This window comes from Roseburia rectibacter (assembly GCF_014287515.2).
GTDB lineage: Bacteria > Bacillota > Clostridia > Lachnospirales > Lachnospiraceae > Roseburia > Roseburia rectibacter.
This window is the reverse complement of record NZ_CP092473.1, coordinates 1,384,276-1,403,845: the sequence shown is the minus strand read 5'-3', so window position 1 is coordinate 1,403,845 and position 19,570 is coordinate 1,384,276. Positions and strand designations below refer to the sequence as shown.

Sequence of the window (19,570 nt, the reverse complement as noted above, 5' to 3'; positions counted from 1 at the left end):
ATCCTCCTGATATAATTTTTATAAGATCGGCATCGTCTCTACGGCTGCCTTTTCCGCTTCCAGTGTCTTTTTATAACTTTCAATATAAGCATCGAATCCTGCCACATCCAAAGGATCTGGTTCCATAACAGTTCCTGTTTCCCCGTTAAAGATCCGATCAGATAAGTACTGCTCTAATGTTTCACCCTCTTTTTTGTGAACCATGTAAGATGCAAGCAGTGCCATGCCCCATGGACCACCCTCACCTGCAGTCTCCATAACCGCTACCGGTGCATCCATAGCCGCTGCAAGGATTCCCTGTCCGACTCCTTTTGTCTTAAACAGTCCTCCATGACCGTAAATACGGTCTACTTTTACTTTTTCCTCTTTTAACAGAATATCAAGACCGATCTTTAAAGTGGCAAGTGATGCATAAAGATTGCTTTTCATAAAGTTTGCCAGTGTAAAATGTGCGTCCGGTCTGCGCACGAAAAGCGGACGTCCTTCATTCAGACCGGTTACCGGTTCGCCGGAAAAATAATTGTAGGAAATCAGACCTCCGCAGTCTTTATCTCCCTCTAATGCTTTCCGGTAAAGTGTTCCAAACAATTCGTTCATGTCCGGTTTTAATCCGAATGCTTCAGCAAATTCTTTAAAAAGTCCAACCCATGCATTCAGATCCGATGTACAGTTGTTGCAGTGAACCATTGCAACAGTGTCTCCAGATGGCGTAGTCACCATATCCAGTTCCTCATGCACATTCTTTAAATCTTCCTCAAGAACGACCATCGCAAACACGGATGTTCCGGCAGATACATTTCCTGTGCGGACTGCAACGGAATTTGTCGCAACCATACCGGTTCCTGCATCTCCCTCCGGCGGGCAGAGCGGAATGCCTGCGGAAAGATTGCCGCTCTTATCCAACAGTTTTGCTCCCTCAGCAGACAACGTTCCTGCTGCCTCCCCTGCAACTAAAACTTTCGGCAGGATCTCACGCAGTTTCCACGGATATCCTTTTGGTGCGACAAGTGCGTCAAATTTATCGATCATTGTCTGATTGTAATCTCTTGTCTTTGCGTCGATCGGGAACATACCGGATGCCTCTCCGACACCAAGTACTTTCTCTCCGGTCAGTTTCCAGTGAATGTATCCGGCTAAGGTTGTAAAATACGAAATGTTTCCTACATGTTCTTCCCCGTTTAAGATCGCCTGATATAAATGTGCGATGCTCCAGCGCTGTGGAATATTAAAGGAAAACTCCTTTGTAAGTGCTGCCGCAGCCTCCCCCGTGATCGTATTGCGCCAGGTGCGGAACGGTACAAGTAACTCCCCGTCTTTGTCAAATGCCATATAGCCATGCATCATTCCGGAAAATCCGATCGCTGCGAGTGATTTGATCACTGTATCGTATTTTTCCTTTACATCCTCTGTTAATTTGCCATAACAGTCGGTAAGTCCCGTCCAGATATCGTCCAGACTGTATGTCCAGATTCCTTCCTCTAAACGGTTTTCCCAGTCATGTGCACCGGATGCGACCGGCTCCCCTGCCTCATTCACGAGAACCGCCTTGATCCTGGTTGAACCGAATTCAATCCCCAGTACCGCTTTTCCGGCTTCAATCGTCTGCTTTGCGTTACTCATTATCCCTTCTCCTTTCAGATATAAACCACTTCTTCTATACTTTCAGCATACAACTTGTATGCATGTGTTAACAAGTTGTTTTTTCTTAAAATACCACTTTATAAAATCTCTATAAATTCGCTTTGTTCCTGACCATGTATGGTATAATGTATTAAGCTATGAGCAGTGCCAGATAAGAAGGAACACTGCGGAATAAAATACAGACCAGCACGAACTAATCACAACGTAAAAAGAAAGAGATTTTCCCATGCCATCAGAACATAAAACAAATGAAACCATCAAATACAAACTTGCCACCGCAATGAAAGAATGCATGAAATCCGCCTCCGTAGAGAAGATCACCGTCACGGAGATTGTGGAGACCTGCGGCGTGACACGCCAGACCTTTTACCGGAATTTTAAGGATAAGTATGACCTTATCAACTGGTATTTTGATAAAATTTTACTGGAATCTTTCGAACATATGGGTGAAGGGAAAACTGTGTATGAAGGACTGGTAAATAAATTTCATTATATCCAGCAGGAAAAGCTCTTTTTTAAAGCAGCTTTTAAAAATGACGATCAGAATTGTCTGAGAGATCATGATTTTCAACTGATCTGTGCATTTTACGCCGAACAGCTTGAGACGCGCATGGCGTGCAGACTTTCCCGTCAGCTGCAGTTTCAGTTAGAAATGTACTGCCAGGGTTCCATTTATATGACCGTACAGTGGGTGCTTGGCTATCGCAAATGTTCTGCCGAAGAACTCGCACATGCCCTTGCATCTGCCATGCCGGAAGAACTGCAGACTGTATTTCATAAATACGGGTTGGTTTGATGCAGGAAAATGTTACATTCATAAACATTTCTGTTACAAAAAAACCTTCCAGGCAAGACAATTATGCCTGAAAGGTTTTCTTTTACTTATGACAATATACGAATCATAAAGCGTACATTCTATGATTTCACCGCTGCAATTACATCAGTTTGCGGAAAAGATTCTTAAGATCTTCCACACTGGCATCTTTCGGGTTACCCGGAGCACATGCATCTGCATGAGCAGATTCTGCAAGAAAATCAAGATCTTCTTCTTTTAATGCCTCAAGTTTTGTCGGGATTCCCACATCAACAGAGAGTTTCTGTACGGCATCAACTGCTGCTTTACGATATTCCTCCACAGACATATCGTCCACACCTTTGACTCCCATTGCACGGGCGATCTCACGGTATTTTTCTCCGGTACAGTCAGCGTTGTATTCCATAACGATCGGAAGCATCATCGCACATGCAACACCATGTGGTGTATCATAAACAGCACCTAAGGTATGAGCCATGGAATGAGCGATTCCAAGACCTACGTTAGAGAAGCCCATTCCGGCAATGTACTGTCCAAGTGCCATTCCCTCACGTCCCTCTTTCTTATTATCCACTGCATCACGCAGAGATCTTGAAATGATCTCGATTGCTTTCAGATGGAACATATCTGTCATTTCCCATGCAGCCTTAGTTGTATATCCCTCGATTGCATGTGTCAGGGCATCCATACCGGTGGAAGCTGTCAGTCCTTTTGGCATGGAGGACATCATATCCGGATCAACGATTGCGATCACCGGCATGTCGTGCGGATCAACACAGACAAATTTTCTCTTTCTCTCCACATCCGTGATAACGTAGTTGATTGTAACTTCTGCTGCTGTACCAGCGGTTGTAGGTACTGCAATGATCGGTACACATGGTTTTTTCGTAGGAGCAACGCCTTCAAGACTTCTGACATCCTCAAATTCCGGGTTCGCGATAATGATTCCGATCGCTTTGGAAGTATCCATGGAAGAGCCGCCTCCGATCGCGATCAGATAATCAGCACCTGCTTTCTTAAATGCCTCTACACCATGCTGTACGTTCTGGATCGTAGGATTTGCTTTGATATCAGAATAGATCTCATAAGCAAGTCCGTTTTTATCCAGAATATCTGTTACTTTTTTTGTGACACCAAATTTGATCAGGTCAGGATCTGAGCATACAAACGCTTTTTTGAATGCACGCGCTTTTGCCTCTGTTGCGATCTCTTCGATTGCTCCTGCTCCGTGATAAGATGTTTCGTTTAACATAATTCTGTTTGCCATAATAATCTTCTCCTTTTCCAATACTTATGATACTTTGATTGTAACAGGACGAAATCTTATTTGTAAGTGACAAAACAGTGAAATTGTAACAAAAAAAATAAAAATCCCGCCGGAACTTCCAGCAGGATTTTCATTTACTTATTTTCTGATTGGATTATACATTGATCTCAGCTTTTACTCCAAGCTCTGCTGTATTGGCATCTAAGATCGGTTTTACCACATTTGCGATAAACTTATCTACCTGGATCGGTGCACGTCCCACATATTTTGCCGGATCCATCGTTGACTGAAGTTCCTCTAATGTCAGGTTAAACTCTGGATCTGCTGCGATCAGTTCAAGCAGATTGTTGTCTTTTCCTTCTTCTTTGACAGTCTTGCCCGCCTGCATGGATAAAGTACGGATCTTCTCATGCAGCTCCTGACGGTTGCCGCCATTTTTTACAGCATCCATCATAATGTTTTCTGTTGCCATAAATGGAAGCTCTGCCATTAAATGTTTGGTGATGACTTTATCATATACGACTAATCCATCTACTACATTTAAGCACAGGTCTAAGATACCATCGATCGCAAGGAATCCTTCCGGAATGGAAAGTCTCTTGTTTGCGGAATCATCTAAGGTACGCTCAAACCACTGTGTTGCAGAGGTGATCGCCGGGTTTAATGCATCGATCATGACATAACGTGATAAAGATGCAATACGCTCAGAACGCATCGGGTTGCGTTTATATGCCATAGCGGAAGATCCGATCTGGTTCTTTTCAAACGGTTCTTCTACTTCTTTTAAGTGCTGTAACAGGCGGATATCATTTGACATCTTATGCGCACTTGCCGCAATGCCTGCAAGAATATTTGCAACTCTGGTATCTACTTTTCTGGAGTAAGTCTGTCCGGAAACTGCGTAACATTCTTTAAATCCCATCTTTGCAGCGATCATCGGATCGATCTTATCGATCGTCTCCTGATCTCCGTCAAACAGTTCTAAGAAACTTGCCTGTGTTCCGGTTGTTCCTTTTGAACCAAGCAGTTTCAAAGATCCCATGACATACTCAAGATCCTCAAGATCCATGATAAATTCCTGTGCCCACAGTGTCGCACGTTTTCCAACGGTCGTCGGCTGTGCAGGCTGGAAATGGGTAAATGCAAGTGTCGGCAGATTTTTATAGGTATCTGCAAATTTTGCAAGTTCTGCAATAACATTGACCAGTTTTTTATGAACTAATTCCAATGCTTCACGCATTAAAATAATATCTGTATTGTCTCCAACATAACAGGAAGTTGCTCCAAGATGGATGATTCCTGCCGCTTTCGGGCACTGCTGTCCGTATGCATATACATGACTCATAACATCATGGCGAACCAGTTTCTCACGCTCTCTTGCGACATCATAGTTAATGTCCTCGGCATGTGCCTTTAACTCGTCGATCTGCTCCTGTGTAATGACCGGCTTTCCATTCTCGGAAAGTCCTAACTCCATCTCTGTCTCAGCTAATGCGATCCATAATTTTCTCCATGTACGGAATTTTTTATCCTGTGAAAAAATATACTGCATCTCCTTGCTGGCATAACGCTCAGATAATGGACTTGTATATCTGTCTGTACTCATTTCTATTCTCCTTAATAGTGTTTAATTATCTCTCAAAATCTCCGCGGATGTCTTCTTTCGGCGGCTCCATCGGATAAGTACCGGTAAAGCATCCCTTACAGATGTTTAATCCGCCAACCATCTCCTCTAAACGCTCAATCCCAAGGTAACCAAGGGAATCTGCACCGATGATCTTACGGATATCTTCGATGGAACGGTTGTATGCGATCAACTGTTCCCGCTCCGGAATATCCGTTCCAAAATAGCACGGCCATAAAAATGGTGGTGAACTGATCCTTACATGTACTTCTGTCGCTCCTGCGTCACGCAGCATCTTTACGATACGGTCTGACGTTGTACCACGGACAATGGAATCATCGATCATGATGATACGTTTTCCATCTACCGCTTCTTTTAAAACATTTAATTTTACACGCACGCTTGACTCTCTGCTGCTCTGTTTCGGCTTGATGAAAGTTCTTCCGACATATCCGTTTTTCACAAATGCGGTGCCATATGGGATTCCCGACTGCAGGGAATAACCGAGTGCTGCCGCATTTCCGGATTCCGGAACACCGACAACAAGATCAGCATCCACCGGTGAATCCATGGCAAGGAAACGTCCTGCCTTAATTCTGGATGCATAAACGCTCACACCGTCAATGTGGCTGTCCGGTCTTGCAAAATAAATATATTCAAAAATACAGCGTGCTTCTTTTTCTTTTGGCAGTGCTAAGGAAAGATCCGACTGGATACCGCCCTCCGGTGTGATCGTAACGATCTCACCAGGCAATACATCACGGACATACTCTGCACCGATCGTATCTAATGCACACGTCTCGGATGCTAAAATATAGGCATTGTCACGTTTTCCGATACAAAGCGGTTTAAAACCATACGGATCACGCGCTCCGACTAATTTTCTCGGACTCATCACAACTAACGCAAATGCACCCTTTATCTTCTGGCATGCACGTCCCACTGCCTCTTCCACACTGTTTGAATTTAAACGCTCACGGGCAATGTGATAGGCGATGACCTCAGAGTCGATCGTCGTCTGGAAAATTGCTCCGGTATACTCTAAATCCTTACGCAGTTCCATTGCATTGATCAGGTTTCCATTGTGGGCAAGCGCGAGTGTTCCCTTAACGTAATTAAGAACCAATGGCTGTGCATTCTCGCGGGTAGAAGCTCCTGCCGTCGAATAACGGACATGTCCGACACCGATATCGCCATGCATAGGCTCTAAATTATCCTGCGTAAATACCTCATTGACCAATCCCATCCCTTTGTATGAGGTTACTTTTCCCTTTGGACCGTTTGTTTCACTGACTGCAATACCACAGCTCTCCTGTCCACGGTGCTGCAATGCAAAAAGACCATAATAAATCGTGGATGCAACGTCTCCGCCATCAAAGTCGTACATTCCGAATACACCACATTCCTCATGCAGTCCGCTGTCGCCATTTGTCTGCCATGGTGTATCTTTCACAAATCCATTGTTGTCCATAAAATCCTCCTTGTTTTGCGAAGCAAAATCCGAGCCCCACAGCGAGGAGAGGATTTTCCTCCTTGTTTTTCGAAGAAAAATGCAATTTTACCATGTAAAATTTGCCCACTGGTGTTCAGAGGATTTTTCCACTATGCAAATTTCTTGCCTGTCAGAAGCTCATATGCCTCTTTGTATTTATTCACTGTCTTTTCGATGACATCATCCGGTAACAGGTAATCACTGTCCGGGTTGGCTTTTAACCAGTCTCTTACAAACTGTTTGTCAAAGGACGGCTGTCCCTGTCCCGGTTTGTAACCCTCTAATGGCCAGAATCTGGAGCTGTCCGGTGTAAGCATCTCATCACCTAATACAACATTGCCATTCTCATCTAAACCAAATTCAAACTTGGTATCTGCAATGATGATACCTTTTGTCAGTGCATATTCGGCACATTTTTTATATAAAGCAATCGTATAATCTTTGATCTGTTCTGCGTAGGAAGCACCTTTTCCCGGATACTCTTTCTCTAAGATCTCCCTGCAGCGCTCAAATGAGATATTCTCATCATGCAGACCGATCTCAGCTTTTGTACTCGGTGTAAAGATCGGCTCAGGCAGCTTATCAGACTCTTTTAATCCCTCCGGCAGCTTGATACCACATACGGTACCGTTTTCTTTGTAGCTCTCCCAGCCGCTGCCTGTAATATATCCACGCACGATGCACTCGATCGGAAGCATCTCTAATTTTTTACACATCATACTGTTGCCGTCAAATCTCTCCTCATGGAAAAACTCCGGCATATCTTTCACATCAACAGAAATCATATGATTTGGAACGATATCTTTTGTCAGATCAAACCAGAATTTAGACATCTGAGTCAGAATCGCACCCTTTTTTGTGACTTTATTCTTCAAAATATGATCAAAAGCAGAAATTCTGTCTGTCGCTACAATGATCAGGCTGTCGCCGTTATCATATACTTCACGTACTTTTCCCTCTTTAACTGGCTGAAATACTTTGCTACTCATCCTCTTTGTCCTCTTTTCCGGTGTTATGAACACCATATCATTTTCTGATGTTACCCAAAAATTATAATACATAGTCTTTTGGAAAGTCAATGACTTTGCCCATATGCACCCGGATCTGCGATATAGAAAATTGTGTTCTTTTTATTAGTATTTTTGTATAATTTTTATTATATTATAAGTAATACTTATATTTTTATTTATATACTCTTATTCTCACAAAAAGAGGCAGCCACACCTTCTGATCATAGACCAGTTTTTGCGACTGCCTTCTTATTATAAATGATACATTTTTAAAGTTTTAACTGCTTTACTGCCACAACTGTGACACCTCTTTTTGTCTTTCTATATGACTTTCACATCTTTTTTATTATTTTTTGATCAGTAAAGATTTTCCGGTCATTTCTGCCGGCTGCTCCATTCCCATCAGCTCGATCATAGTCGGGATGATATCTGCAAGACATCCATCCTCTTTTAAGGTGTAGGAAGGATCTGCATTTACCAGGATAAATGGAACCGGGTTGGTTGTATGGGAAGTTAACGGCTCGCCTGTCTCATAGTTTACAAGCTGCTCTGCATTACCATGATCTGCGCAGATGAACATCTGTCCGTCTACTTCTTTTAATGCCTCAACTGCTTTTCCTACGCAGGTATCGACTGTCTCAACTGCTTTGATTGCTGCGTCTAAGATTCCGGTATGACCAACCATATCCGGGTTTGCAAAGTTGATGATGATGACATCATATTTTTCAGAACGGATCGCATCGCATAATTTATCGCAGACTTCCGGTGCACTCATCTCCGGCTGTAAATCATAGGTAGCTACTTTCGGGGATTTTACAAGGATACGGTCCTCACCTTTGTTTGGTTCCTCCACACCACCGTTGAAGAAGAATGTAACATGCGCATACTTCTCTGTCTCTGCGATTCTTGCCTGAGTCATATTGTGTGCTGCTAAATACTCACCAAACGTATTTTTCAGTTCTACTTTCTTAAATGCAACTTCTTTGTTCGGGATCGTCACATCATACTCAGTAAAGCAGATATATTTTACGTTCTTTCTTGCGCCACGGTCAAATCCGTCAAAATCATCCATACAGAATGTTCTTGTGATCTCACGCGCACGGTCAGGACGGAAGTTAAAGAAAATAACAGTATCGTTGTCTTTGATTGTTGCGATCGGTTTGCCGTTCTCTGTAATTGCAGTTGGAACGAAGAACTCATCTGTCACATCTTTTGCATAAGATGCTTCCATAGCTGCTACTGCGCTCTCAGCAGTTTCTCCTTCACCTGTGGTCAGCACTTTGTATGCTTTCTCCACACGATCCCATCTGTTATCACGGTCCATTGCATAGTAACGTCCGGAAATGGATGCGATCTTACCAACACCGATCTCTTTCATCTTAGCCTCTAACTCCTCGATGAACTCTTTACCGGAAGTCGGAGCTGTGTCACGTCCGTCTAAGAAGCAGTGAACATATACGTTCTTTACGCCTTCTTTTTTTGCCATTTCAAGAAGTCCAAACAGATGTGTGATATGGCTGTGTACACCACCATTGGATAATAATCCATATAAATGAAGGTCAGAACCGTTTTTCTTTACATTTTCCATACCATCTAATAATGCCTGATTTTTAAAGAAATCACCATCGCTGATCTCTTTTGTGATCCTTGTCAGCTCCTGGTATACGATTCTTCCGGCACCCATATTTAAATGTCCTACCTCAGAGTTACCCATCTGTCCGTCAGGAAGACCAACTGCAAGACCACTTGCATTTCCTTTTACAAACGGATAGTCTTTCATAAGTCCGTCGATCACCGGTGTTTTTGCCTGTGCTACGGCGTTTCCTTCTGTTTTTTCATTCAGACCAAATCCGTCTAAGATCATTAATACGGTAGGTTTCTTACTCATGTTTTGTTTCCTCACTTTCTATTCTCTTTCCATTTATCAAAAGTATACGATTCTCCTAATCCAGAACCATTATACTGATAACCTCATTTGTTTTCAATAGTTTTTCTGGCTTAACTGTTTTTCCAGTTTCTTTGCTTTTGCCTGACATTCAACTTCTGTGACAAGGTCTTCACCTGCATCTTTATTGAGCTGTCCTAATATATAGGAATAAATCGCCCAGTTGGTATATGAATCATAATGAATTCCGTCTCCCTTTGTTCCAAACCCAAGTTTCGCCAAATACCGGTAGCAGTCGATATATGTAGCATTCTCAACCTTCTTAATGCGGTTATTAAATGATTCAATCCTCTGATTATTACATCTTGCCGGAGCACCTGTATTTGTCGGATTCACAGACAACAGATAAAGTTTTGAACTGTCCGGCCATCTGCGATATTTGTTCAGATAGGAACGGATTGATGTCAAGTCATTGACTCCTAATCCACAGATCACAACCCAGTTTTTGATTTCCGTATGCTGTCTCTGCAGCGACTGTACTTTCGGAAATGCCGTATCAGCAAGCCATGCATATCCCATTCCCGGACAGGACACCACAAAAAAATTGGGGATATCTTCGATTTTACACTCTTCATTCATCAGATAAAACCTGGAATCTCCCACAAATATATATCCGGTTTCATATTCATAGGAATCTTCGTCTGACTCATCTTCTTCCAGATCATTTTTTATCGTTTTATCCTCTCTGACTGTATTATATGTATCATCTGCCGTATTCTTTGTTGACTCTGTTTTTATACTATCATCAGCATCCTTTTCTTCATCATCTTTTTCATTGTCTGTCGATGAATTTTCAGAATTACCTGTTATATTCTCAGTTTTCGATTCACTGTTTAACTCACCATATTGTATAGATGTCTCAGTTTCCTGTAAAACATCTTCTAATGAAATATTTTGCCCGTCAGAACTCTGTGCTCTCGCATTTGCATTATTTTCTTTATATTCAAAATCCGCGCTTTCTGCCTGATTCCATTCTCTTGCAGTTACATTCCACCCGCCGATCAGTATCAGAACGCAGATCAGTATCCATATTATTTTCTTTTTCATATATTTCACTTTTTCCACACATATCAAGTGAAAAGGGGATTCTTTCTGTTTTCACTCCCAGATAGAATCCCCTTAACCTGATTATGATTTATTTGTAGTTTACAATTTTACCGAAATCAGCTTTTAAGGAAGCTCCTCCAACTAAACCACCATCGATATCTGGCTGTGCAAACAATTCTGCTGCATTACCTGCATTTACAGATCCGCCGTACTGGATACGTACTTTCTCTGCTGTGTCAGCGCCGTATACTTCTTTGATACAGTCACGGATTGCCTTGCAGACTTCCTCAGCCTGCTCTGTGGTTGCTGTTTTTCCTGTTCCGATAGCCCAGATCGGCTCATAAGCGATTACCATAGAAGCTACCTGCTCTGCAGTAACATCTTTTAAGTCAGATTTGATCTGCATACGGATCCAGTCTAAAGTGATTCCCATCTCTCTCTGCTCTAATGTCTCGCCGCAGCAAAGAATTGGTGTTAAGTTATGCTCAAAAGCTTTTTTCACTTTTTTGTTTAACATGCAGTCGCACTCTTTGAAGTAATCACGTCTCTCGGAATGACCGATGATAACGTATTTTACACCAGCATCTACTAACATCTCAGGAGCGATCTCTCCGGTGTAAGCACCTTTCTCCTCATAGTACATGTTCTCGGCACCTACTGCTACGTTGGTTCCTTTTAAAGCCTCAACAACAGGTACGATGTCGATTGCTGGTACACAGTAAACAACTTCTACATCATCGCTTACTACTAATGGTTTTAATTCCTCTACTAATTTAACAGCCTGGCTTGGAGTCATGTTCATTTTCCAGTTACCGGCTACGATCTTCTTTCTTGCCATGATTTTATCCTCTTTTTCCCATTTTTAAAGTTTGTTGACATATCATCTGTTACCATACCAAGGCATTATGGCAGCTTTTTATTTCGGCTGCCTATACCTAAGGCGTTATTGCAGCCAGATTTATGCTATGACAATCTTCTATTTATCGTCGGCTGCCATAACTAAGGTGTCATGGCAGCCAACTTTACACTGCAACTATTTTTACTTATCATCGGCTGCCATGACACCTGGTAATTCCTTACCCTCTAAGAACTCAAGGGAAGCGCCACCACCGGTAGAGATATGGCTCATCTTGTCGCCGAATCCTAACTGGTTAACAGCTGCTGCAGAATCACCACCACCGATGATTGTTGTAGCATCTGTATCAGCAAGTGCTTTTGCAACTGCAATCGTACCAGCTGCTAATGTCGGGTTCTCAAATACACCCATCGGTCCGTTCCATACAACAGTCTTTGCTGTCTTAACTGCATCAGCATATAACTCCTGAGTCTTTGGTCCGATATCGCATCCCTCTCTGTCAGCCGGCATATCTTTTACGTCACATACAGTAACTTCTACCGGAGCATCGATCGGGTTCGGGAAATCTGCGATGGTTACAGCATCTACCGGAAGGAGTAATTTCTTTCCAAGTTTTTCTGCTTTTGCCATCATCTCTTTACAGTAATCGATCTTTGTATCATCTACTAAAGATTTACCGATCTCATATCCCTGTGCTTTTAAGAAAGTATATGCCATACCACCACCAATGATTAATGTATCGCATTTTTCCAGTAAGTTGGAGATAACGTTTAATTTATCTGCAACTTTTGCACCACCAAGGATCGCTACGAAAGGTCTTACCGGATTTTCAACAGCGTTTCCAAGGAAATCGATCTCTTTCTGCATTAAGTAACCAACTACGTTAGAACCACCCTTTGCAGTGATGAATTTTGTAACGCCTGCAACAGAAGCATGTGCTCTGTGGGAGGAACCGAATGCGTCGCATACATAATCGTCTGCAAGATCAGCTAACTCTTTGCTGAACTCTTCGCCGTTCTTTGTCTCCTCAGCACCACGGAAACGTGTATTCTGTAATAATACAACATCTCCTTCGTTCATTTCAGCAACTGCTTTTGTAGCTGCCTCACCTGTTACATTGTAATCAGATACGAAGTTTACTTTTTTGCCAAGTTTCTCAGAAAGTTTCTCAGCTACCGGAGCTAAAGACTCGCCTTCGTTTGGTCCGTTTTTTACTTTTCCAAGATGTGAACAGAGAATTACTTTTCCACCATCGTTGATTAATTTCTGGATGGTAGGAAGAGCTGCGTTGATACGAGTCTCATCTGTGATTTTTCCTTCTTTTAACGGAACGTTGAAATCACATCTTACAAGTACTCTTCTTCCCTTTACATTAATGTCGTCTACTGATTTTTTGTTTAATGACATAAAATATGTCCTCCTTTTATATAATTGAGGTATAAAAACAGGCCCGGTCCAATAGGACCGGACCTGCTAAAAGTCGCATATAGTTATCGTAACCCGTCGATTATGCTAACTCACTGAAGTATTTGATTGTACGAACCATCTGAGATGTGTAAGAGTTCTCGTTGTCATACCATGAAACAACCTGAACTTCGTACTGGTCATCAGATACCTGGTTAACCATTGTCTGAGTTGCATCGAATAATGAACCAAATCTCATTCCTACGATATCGGAAGAAACGATCTCATCCTCGTTGTAACCGAAAGACTCGTTAGCTGCTGCTTTCATAGCTGCATTGATGTCTTCTTTTGTTACGCCAGCTTTCTTAACAACTGCTGTTAAGATTGTTGTAGAACCTGTTGGGGTTGGTACACGCTGAGCAGATCCGATTAATTTACCGTTTAACTCTGGGATAACAAGACCGATTGCTTTTGCAGCACCTGTGCTGTTAGGAACGATGTTAACTGCTGCTGCACGTGATCTTCTTAAATCACCTTTTCTCTGAGGTCCGTCAAGAGTCATCTGATCACCTGTGTAAGCATGGATTGTTACCATGATACCAGACTGGATCGGAGCATATTTGTTTAATGCATCTGCCATTGGTGCTAAGCAGTTTGTTGTACAGGAAGCTGCTGAAATGATTGTATCAGAAGCTTTTAATGTCTCGTGGTTTGTATTATAAACGATAGTAGGAAGGTCATTTCCTGCTGGAGCAGAGATAACAACTTTTCTAGCACCTGCATTGATGTGAGCCTGTGCTTTTTCTTTGCTTGTATAGAAACCGGAGCACTCTAATACAACGTCAACTTTTAAATCTCCCCATGGGCAGTTGTTTGCATCTGGGAATGCGTAGATTTTGATCTCTTTACCGCAAACGATGATAGAATCATCTGTTGAAGATACTTCATCAGCATGCTCATATTTACCCTGAGATGAATCATATTTTAACAAGTGTGCTAACATTTTAGGACTTGTTAAATCGTTGATTGCTACTACTTCATATCCTTCTGCTCCAAACATCTGTCTGAAAGCAAGACGACCAATACGGCCAAAACCATTGATTGCTACTCTTACTGCCATTTTTAATTCCTCCTAGAATTTGTAAATGTGATAACTTGATGGGACTTATGCCCGTCCCAAGCTTCCTTTATTTTAACCAATTTCTTTTGAAAGTTCAAGCCTTTTTCTCGACTTTATTCTGTGTTTGTTAAATTTTTCACTATATGCAATTTTCCGGTCGTTTTTTCATGAATTTTATACAAAATATACAAATATGACTTCTTTTCTTTTGTGGGATAGGCTATACTATATCATAAGCTACTTACCAAATGTTGGTTTGTTTATGAAATAAATCGCCCGTCCCAATGGTGTGTCGCAGGTCTGTGAGTAGCATCTTGCGCAAAGCCGGAGTTAATTTTGGTTCCATTGTACGAAAATAAGAAAAGTCTAAGTGTGTCTGAGTTAGATTTTCTCGGAGTGACGTGACCGGCGTTCAACGAGCCATCCGTGGCTCGTGAAGCCTTGTTCTGCCATCCGTGGCAGAACATCACTGTGTATCTACAGACACACTAAGATTTTCTAATTTTCTCCCAAAGTCACAAAATCAGCTCAGGCTTTGCGCAAGATGCCAGCCTCCAGGTTATGAAACACCATTTGGGTGGGCGGTTCATCTCAAAATGGGGGCGCGGGTGTGAATTTTTGATATTCGCACGAATGGAAATATGCTTAAAATCCTAATGTGCAATATCACTGATATTCAGCCTGATGACTTGTCTGAAGTTTCATCTGCTATGTTGCATTACATTAATCATTTCGTAAATTAACAGACTAATAATGCAGATTATTATTCCAAGTATGTATGTTTAAAAGCATAGATATAACAGATTGCGTCGAGATTTTTCAACCTTTTTGAAATGAATGTCACAAAAATTTACGCACCCCCAAGGTTGTAAAATGAGTTTCCCGGCTAAGGGTGGTTCACAACCTTGCGGCTGGCAAATCGCATCAAGCCAGGACTCGTTTTGTGACTTTGGGAGAAAATTAGAAAGTCTTTGTATGCCTGTTCACAATACAGTGTTGTGCTGCCATGGACGGCAGCACAAGTCCTAATGTGCCCGGACGGCACATTTAGGACGCACACGTCACTCCGCCTCAACCTGAATCAGGCATACTTAGACTTTCTTATTTTCGGACAACGGAACAAAACAGTCCCGGCTTGATGCAATTTGCCAATCGTAACTCCCCAGAACCACCCTACACAAGGAAACTCATATCACCCACAAACCAGCATTTGTGATATGCGTAATTGCGCAAATAAGATTTCACATTATGTGCCAGCCCGGCACAGGAAAGAGGATTTAATATGTTATGGGATACGCATATGCACAGCCAGTTTTCCGGCGACAGCCACACACCGCAGGAAGACATGATCGCTGCTGCAAGACAAAAAAATTTAAAAGGAATCTGTTTTACAGACCATCTTGACATTGACTATCCGGACGAACCGGAGACATTTTTGCTGGATCTGCCGAATTATGTCTCTTCCGTGGATGCAATGCAGGAGAAATATAAGGAAGTTCTTCCAGTTCGACTCGGCATTGAACTTGGGTTACAGCCGCATCTTGCCTGCATACATGCTGACATCCTGTCACAATACCCGTTTGATTTTGTGATCGGTTCCTCACACGTCATGCACGGCGTTGATCCTTATTATCCGGCTTATTGGGAAAATCACACGGAGGAGGAAGGCTATCAGGAATATTTTGAATCCATTCTGGAAAATATCGCAGTTTTCGATGGTTTTGACGTCTATGGTCACATCGACTACGTGGTAAGATACGGTCCAAATAAAAATGCCAGTTATTCCTATCAGAAATATGCCGACATCATCGACGAAATCTTAAAAGCTCTTATTTTCAAAGGCAAAGGGATTGAGATCAACACCGGCGGTTTCAAATACGGACTCGGTCATCCGAACCCGACAGAGGACATCATTAAGCGCTATCATGAACTCGGCGGGGAGATCATCACGATCGGTGCTGACGCACATCAGCCGGAGCATGTTGCTTTTGATTTTAAAAAAGTTCCTTCTATATTAAAAGATGCCGGCTTTACGCATTATGCGGTATTCCGAAAAAGGAAACCGGAATTTATCCCGATTCCCTGATTGAAGTCGCTGATAGGAATGCCGGAGGCAAATAGTGCATTCAGGTTTATTGATTGGTAAATTGCACAAGACCGCACCCCAGCCTCCTGTCATTTTAAAGTCTCACTGTGATTTAACACCGACGTACTATATAAAAACAGCACATCCTGATCTTTAAAATTAATATAGTTTCCAATCCGCTCCACGGGCAGATACCGGATATCCACCAGTGTGATCTTCGCATAATCTTCTGCCAGGAGTTGGGCGATGCTGCTTCCAAAGGAATCCCGGAACATGACCAGTTCCCGGTCTGTTTTCGCATTCGGATTTTCAATCGATATCAGGGATTTCGATCCTCCCAGAAAAATCTCATACATATCATTCCCCGTTGTTTTTTCCATGTCGTAAATCTTATTTTCCGCTCGGTTTTCATAATCATACACGATACAGTTTTCAAGCACGTCATTATCCAGATAATACAGTGTATCAGGCTGTCCATGAAGTGCGAGCTGTCCATAATAGACACCGTAAAATGGATTTTCCAGTTCTTTTATTTCGTATTCTGACGCCGGATTTACCCCCATTGCCCCAGCGAGGTGCCGTGCCACATCCGTGATCTGTTCCTGCCGCCAGTGTGCATCTGTGCGGTAATAGTCCGAAAGTTCAAGATCCCCAAATATGTCAATATACTGTGCATATTTCGTCCCATCTCTCATCTGCGCCGTCAGCATATCATAATCCATGGACGGATAACCATTTTCATCTGCCAGAAAATAACTTTTATCCGGCACGATCGCCAGATAGATATCTGTGTCTGTATCCGAAAGGTAACGATCATAGACTTCCCCAAAACGCGTGGCTGCATACTGCAGTGAATCCGCATGAAGAGGATATTCCATTTTGGCAATATAGCCATCTTTGCTATAAAGTCCATGCTGGTCTCTCTGCCCCAGCACATACATGGAAAACGCTGTCTTTAATGCACGAAACTGCTCCCGTAACGGAAACTGGTCTTTTGCATACGACTCAAATCCACTCATAAAAGTACCATCTTTCATGTTTTCCACATTTATTTTCGGAAACTGTGCAAGTTTTCTGCGCTCTGAGATAGAAACCGTATCATCACTTTTCGCAATATTTCCTATTAAGAATCCAAACAGGATCAGTGCCGTCACTCCAACAGTGATCCTGTCTTTTCGCTTTGTTCCCATAATCGCCCTCAAAATCTGAAATATAAAAACGGATTGAATGAACCATCTACCAGAAATGCCACACAAAGAAGCAGTAACATTACCAGCAGGAGAATTTCTGCAATGTCAAGCGTCTGCTTTAAGCCTTTCTTTTTCTGCAATCTTCCATATAATCTCGCAGGAAGCGGCGTCGCCCCGATCACCGCAGTCAGGATGATCACTGCATAACTTTTCAGATAATACAGGTTCTCTGTCGTAACCGGTTTTATCTGTCCCCCGCCAAACATAGATACGATGCAATCCCAAAAATCCGCCACGGAGGATGCATCAAAAAGTACAAACCCGATCAGCACAAAAAACAGCACATACAGGTGTCCGATGATCTTATGTTTCTTCAAATAAGGCAAAAGCCACGTTTTCTCAATGAGCAAAAGCACCGCATACATCAGTCCCCACAGGATAAAATTCCATGCCGCCCCATGCCAGAATCCGGTTGCCATCCACACAAGAAAAATATTGAAGATCCACCGCACAGGTTTTACATGACTGCCACCAAGCGGGATGTAAAGATAATCCCGGAACCACGCGCCAAGTGACATATGCCATCTGCGCCAGAATTCAGTAATGCTCGCAGAACAATAAGGATAGCGGAAGTTTTCCGGAAAATCAAATCCAAAAACGGCTCCCAGCCCGACCGCCATATCGCTGTACCCGGAAAAATCAAAGTAAATCTGAAGCATAAATGCTATCGCATACATCCAGAAAAATAAAACCGATTTTTCCTCCGAAGCCTGAAAATGACCAATCAGCTCCCCGAGCACATTTGCGATCAGTATCTTTTTTGACAGCCCGGTCACAAATCTTCGAATTCCATATGCACACTTTTCCACGCTGTGCATACGGTTTTCAAGCTGACTTCTGATATCCGAATAGCGCACGATCGGCCCCGCAACGAGCTGCGGAAACATTGCAACATAAGCAGCAAACGTAAGCAGATTTTTCTGTGCCGGGACATCTCCCCGGTATACATCTACCGTATAGCTGATGACCTGAAATGTATAAAAACTGATGCCAAGCGGCATTGCAATGCTAAGCAGTGGAATTTTCTGCCCTGTCAGCACATTGAGATTCTGTATGAAAAAATCGGCATATTTGCAATAGATGAGCGGAAAAATTTCCAATAAAACAGCGGCAGCCAAAAGAATTTTTGACTGCCGTTTATTCTGACATGTACCGATCAGACGGGCAGACAGATAACCAGCCAGGATGACTGCTGCCATCACCGGCAGGTATTTCGGTTCTCCCCATCCATAAAAGATCAGACTCCCCAAAAGAAGCACTGTATTTTTCATCCGCCCCGGAGCCAGAAAATACACCAGCACCATACACGGAAGAAAATAAATCAAAAACGTGATACTTGAAAATAACATTTATACGATCCCGTCCTCACTGATGACTTTCGTGTTTTCATAAGTCTGCGTGAGTTTGTCTTTAAACGTGTTTACCAGTTCTTCATTTCCAAAAACAGATACCAGATAATCATCCACCGAAATTACAACCAGCTTGTCCGGAAATCCACACATCCACTGTCTGCCCATCACATTTTCCTTGAGGTCTGCCGCTACGCTCTTTACATCATCTGCATTTTTCAGATGATAGGCACCGCAGGTAAATGTGTTCGCATTCATCATGTGCATGATGGAAGCCGCATTATCGATCTTTTCCGCATCCGCCGCCGGAAAGCCAAGCATGCGGTCTAATTCATCCGCATCCGTGATTCCAAATGTTCCCGGCGCATCCTCCGTCATATTTTCTTCACTCATATCTCCGCCTGCAATGGCAAATTTATCATCTTCTTCGTAGCTGTTCCAGACTGTGGTAAGAAGTTCTTTGGCATCTTTGATCTCTGCCTTTCCAGCTGCATCTGGACTGTCTGTTTTATTTCCACAGGCAGCAAGTGACATTGCAAGAAAAATTGAAAGGAATAAGGTAATATATTTTTTCATGTTCATCTCCATTTTGTTTTATTTGGTTTTATTTTTCTCATCGTATCATGTTTTATACCGGATGGAAAGAGAATATTCCATTTTCTTTC

At 42.5% G+C, this 19,570-nt stretch carries 15 protein-coding genes; 2 read left to right on the top strand and 13 right to left on the bottom strand.

The genetic code is table 11. From position 1 onward, the window contains the following. Positions 1–18: 18 nt before the first annotated feature. Positions 19–1,620 (bottom strand): xylulokinase, encoded by a 1,602-nt coding sequence (locus H8S51_RS06645; RefSeq protein WP_186898938.1) that lies wholly within the window; start codon positions 1,618–1,620, stop codon positions 19–21. A gap of 247 nt (positions 1,621–1,867) precedes the next feature. Here H8S51_RS06645 and H8S51_RS06640 point away from each other — a divergent pair, with 247 nt between their 5' ends. Further along, a complete protein-coding gene (locus tag H8S51_RS06640) occupies positions 1,868–2,437 on the top strand; it encodes a TetR/AcrR family transcriptional regulator C-terminal domain-containing protein (protein ID WP_117922223.1) in 570 nt (189 codons plus the stop codon). A gap of 139 nt (positions 2,438–2,576) precedes the next feature. On the opposite strand, the gene fucO is transcribed toward H8S51_RS06640, so the two are convergent. From fucO to gap, 9 genes are all read right to left on the bottom strand, one after another. Beyond that, positions 2,577–3,722: a lactaldehyde reductase gene (gene fucO, locus H8S51_RS06635; RefSeq protein ID WP_118210448.1), complete on the bottom strand. Its 1,146-nt coding sequence runs from the start codon at positions 3,720–3,722 to the stop codon at positions 2,577–2,579. Positions 3,723–3,876: 154 nt separating this feature from the next. Beyond that, positions 3,877–5,328, bottom strand: a complete 1,452-nt coding sequence (gene purB / locus H8S51_RS06630; protein ID WP_118210447.1) for an adenylosuccinate lyase — start codon at positions 5,326–5,328, stop codon at positions 3,877–3,879. Between the two features lie 25 nt (positions 5,329–5,353). Next, positions 5,354–6,817 (bottom strand): amidophosphoribosyltransferase, encoded by a 1,464-nt coding sequence (gene purF / locus H8S51_RS06625; protein WP_117922226.1) that lies wholly within the window; start codon positions 6,815–6,817, stop codon positions 5,354–5,356. A 131-nt stretch (positions 6,818–6,948) separates the two neighbouring features. Next, positions 6,949–7,827: a phosphoribosylaminoimidazolesuccinocarboxamide synthase gene (locus H8S51_RS06620; protein WP_241070940.1), complete on the bottom strand. Its 879-nt coding sequence runs from the start codon at positions 7,825–7,827 to the stop codon at positions 6,949–6,951. 367 nt (positions 7,828–8,194) lie between these two features. Then, positions 8,195–9,736, bottom strand: coding sequence for a 2,3-bisphosphoglycerate-independent phosphoglycerate mutase (gpmI, locus tag H8S51_RS06615; RefSeq protein WP_186898940.1), 1,542 nt, complete (start codon positions 9,734–9,736; stop codon positions 8,195–8,197). Positions 9,737–9,829: 93 nt separating this feature from the next. Beyond that, positions 9,830–10,840 (bottom strand): SGNH/GDSL hydrolase family protein, encoded by a 1,011-nt coding sequence (locus H8S51_RS06610; protein ID WP_117922229.1) that lies wholly within the window; start codon positions 10,838–10,840, stop codon positions 9,830–9,832. A gap of 88 nt (positions 10,841–10,928) precedes the next feature. Next, positions 10,929–11,678, bottom strand: a complete 750-nt coding sequence (gene tpiA / locus H8S51_RS06605) for a triose-phosphate isomerase (protein WP_186898941.1) — start codon at positions 11,676–11,678, stop codon at positions 10,929–10,931. Between the two features lie 201 nt (positions 11,679–11,879). Then, entirely contained in the window at positions 11,880–13,103 is a 1,224-nt protein-coding gene (locus H8S51_RS06600; protein ID WP_006858105.1) for a phosphoglycerate kinase, read from the bottom strand. Positions 13,104–13,203: 100 nt separating this feature from the next. Next, positions 13,204–14,220 carry a type I glyceraldehyde-3-phosphate dehydrogenase gene (gene gap, locus H8S51_RS06595; RefSeq protein ID WP_015521575.1) on the bottom strand — a complete coding sequence of 339 codons (1,017 nt, stop codon included), beginning with the start codon at positions 14,218–14,220 and terminating at the stop codon, positions 13,204–13,206. 1,282 nt (positions 14,221–15,502) lie between these two features. On the opposite strand from gap, the gene H8S51_RS06590 reads away from it, so the two are divergent. Continuing rightward, a complete protein-coding gene (locus tag H8S51_RS06590) occupies positions 15,503–16,306 on the top strand; it encodes a histidinol-phosphatase HisJ family protein (RefSeq protein ID WP_186898942.1) in 804 nt (267 codons plus the stop codon). Positions 16,307–16,395: 89 nt separating this feature from the next. Here the strand turns inward: H8S51_RS06590 and H8S51_RS06585 are convergent, their stop codons facing one another. The 3 genes from H8S51_RS06585 to H8S51_RS06575 are packed head-to-tail and all read right to left on the bottom strand — an operon-like array spanning position 16,396 to position 19,481. Then, a complete protein-coding gene (locus H8S51_RS06585) occupies positions 16,396–17,496 on the bottom strand; it encodes a DHHW family protein (RefSeq protein ID WP_186898943.1) in 1,101 nt (366 codons plus the stop codon). Between the two features lie 8 nt (positions 17,497–17,504). After that, complete coding sequence (locus H8S51_RS06580) at positions 17,505–18,905, bottom strand: MBOAT family O-acyltransferase (protein ID WP_186898944.1); 1,401 nt, start codon at positions 18,903–18,905, stop codon at positions 17,505–17,507. Continuing rightward, positions 18,906–19,481: a bacteriocin transport accessory protein gene (locus tag H8S51_RS06575; RefSeq protein ID WP_186898945.1), complete on the bottom strand. Its 576-nt coding sequence runs from the start codon at positions 19,479–19,481 to the stop codon at positions 18,906–18,908. It lies immediately after the preceding gene. Between the last annotated feature and the right edge of the window lie 89 nt (positions 19,482–19,570).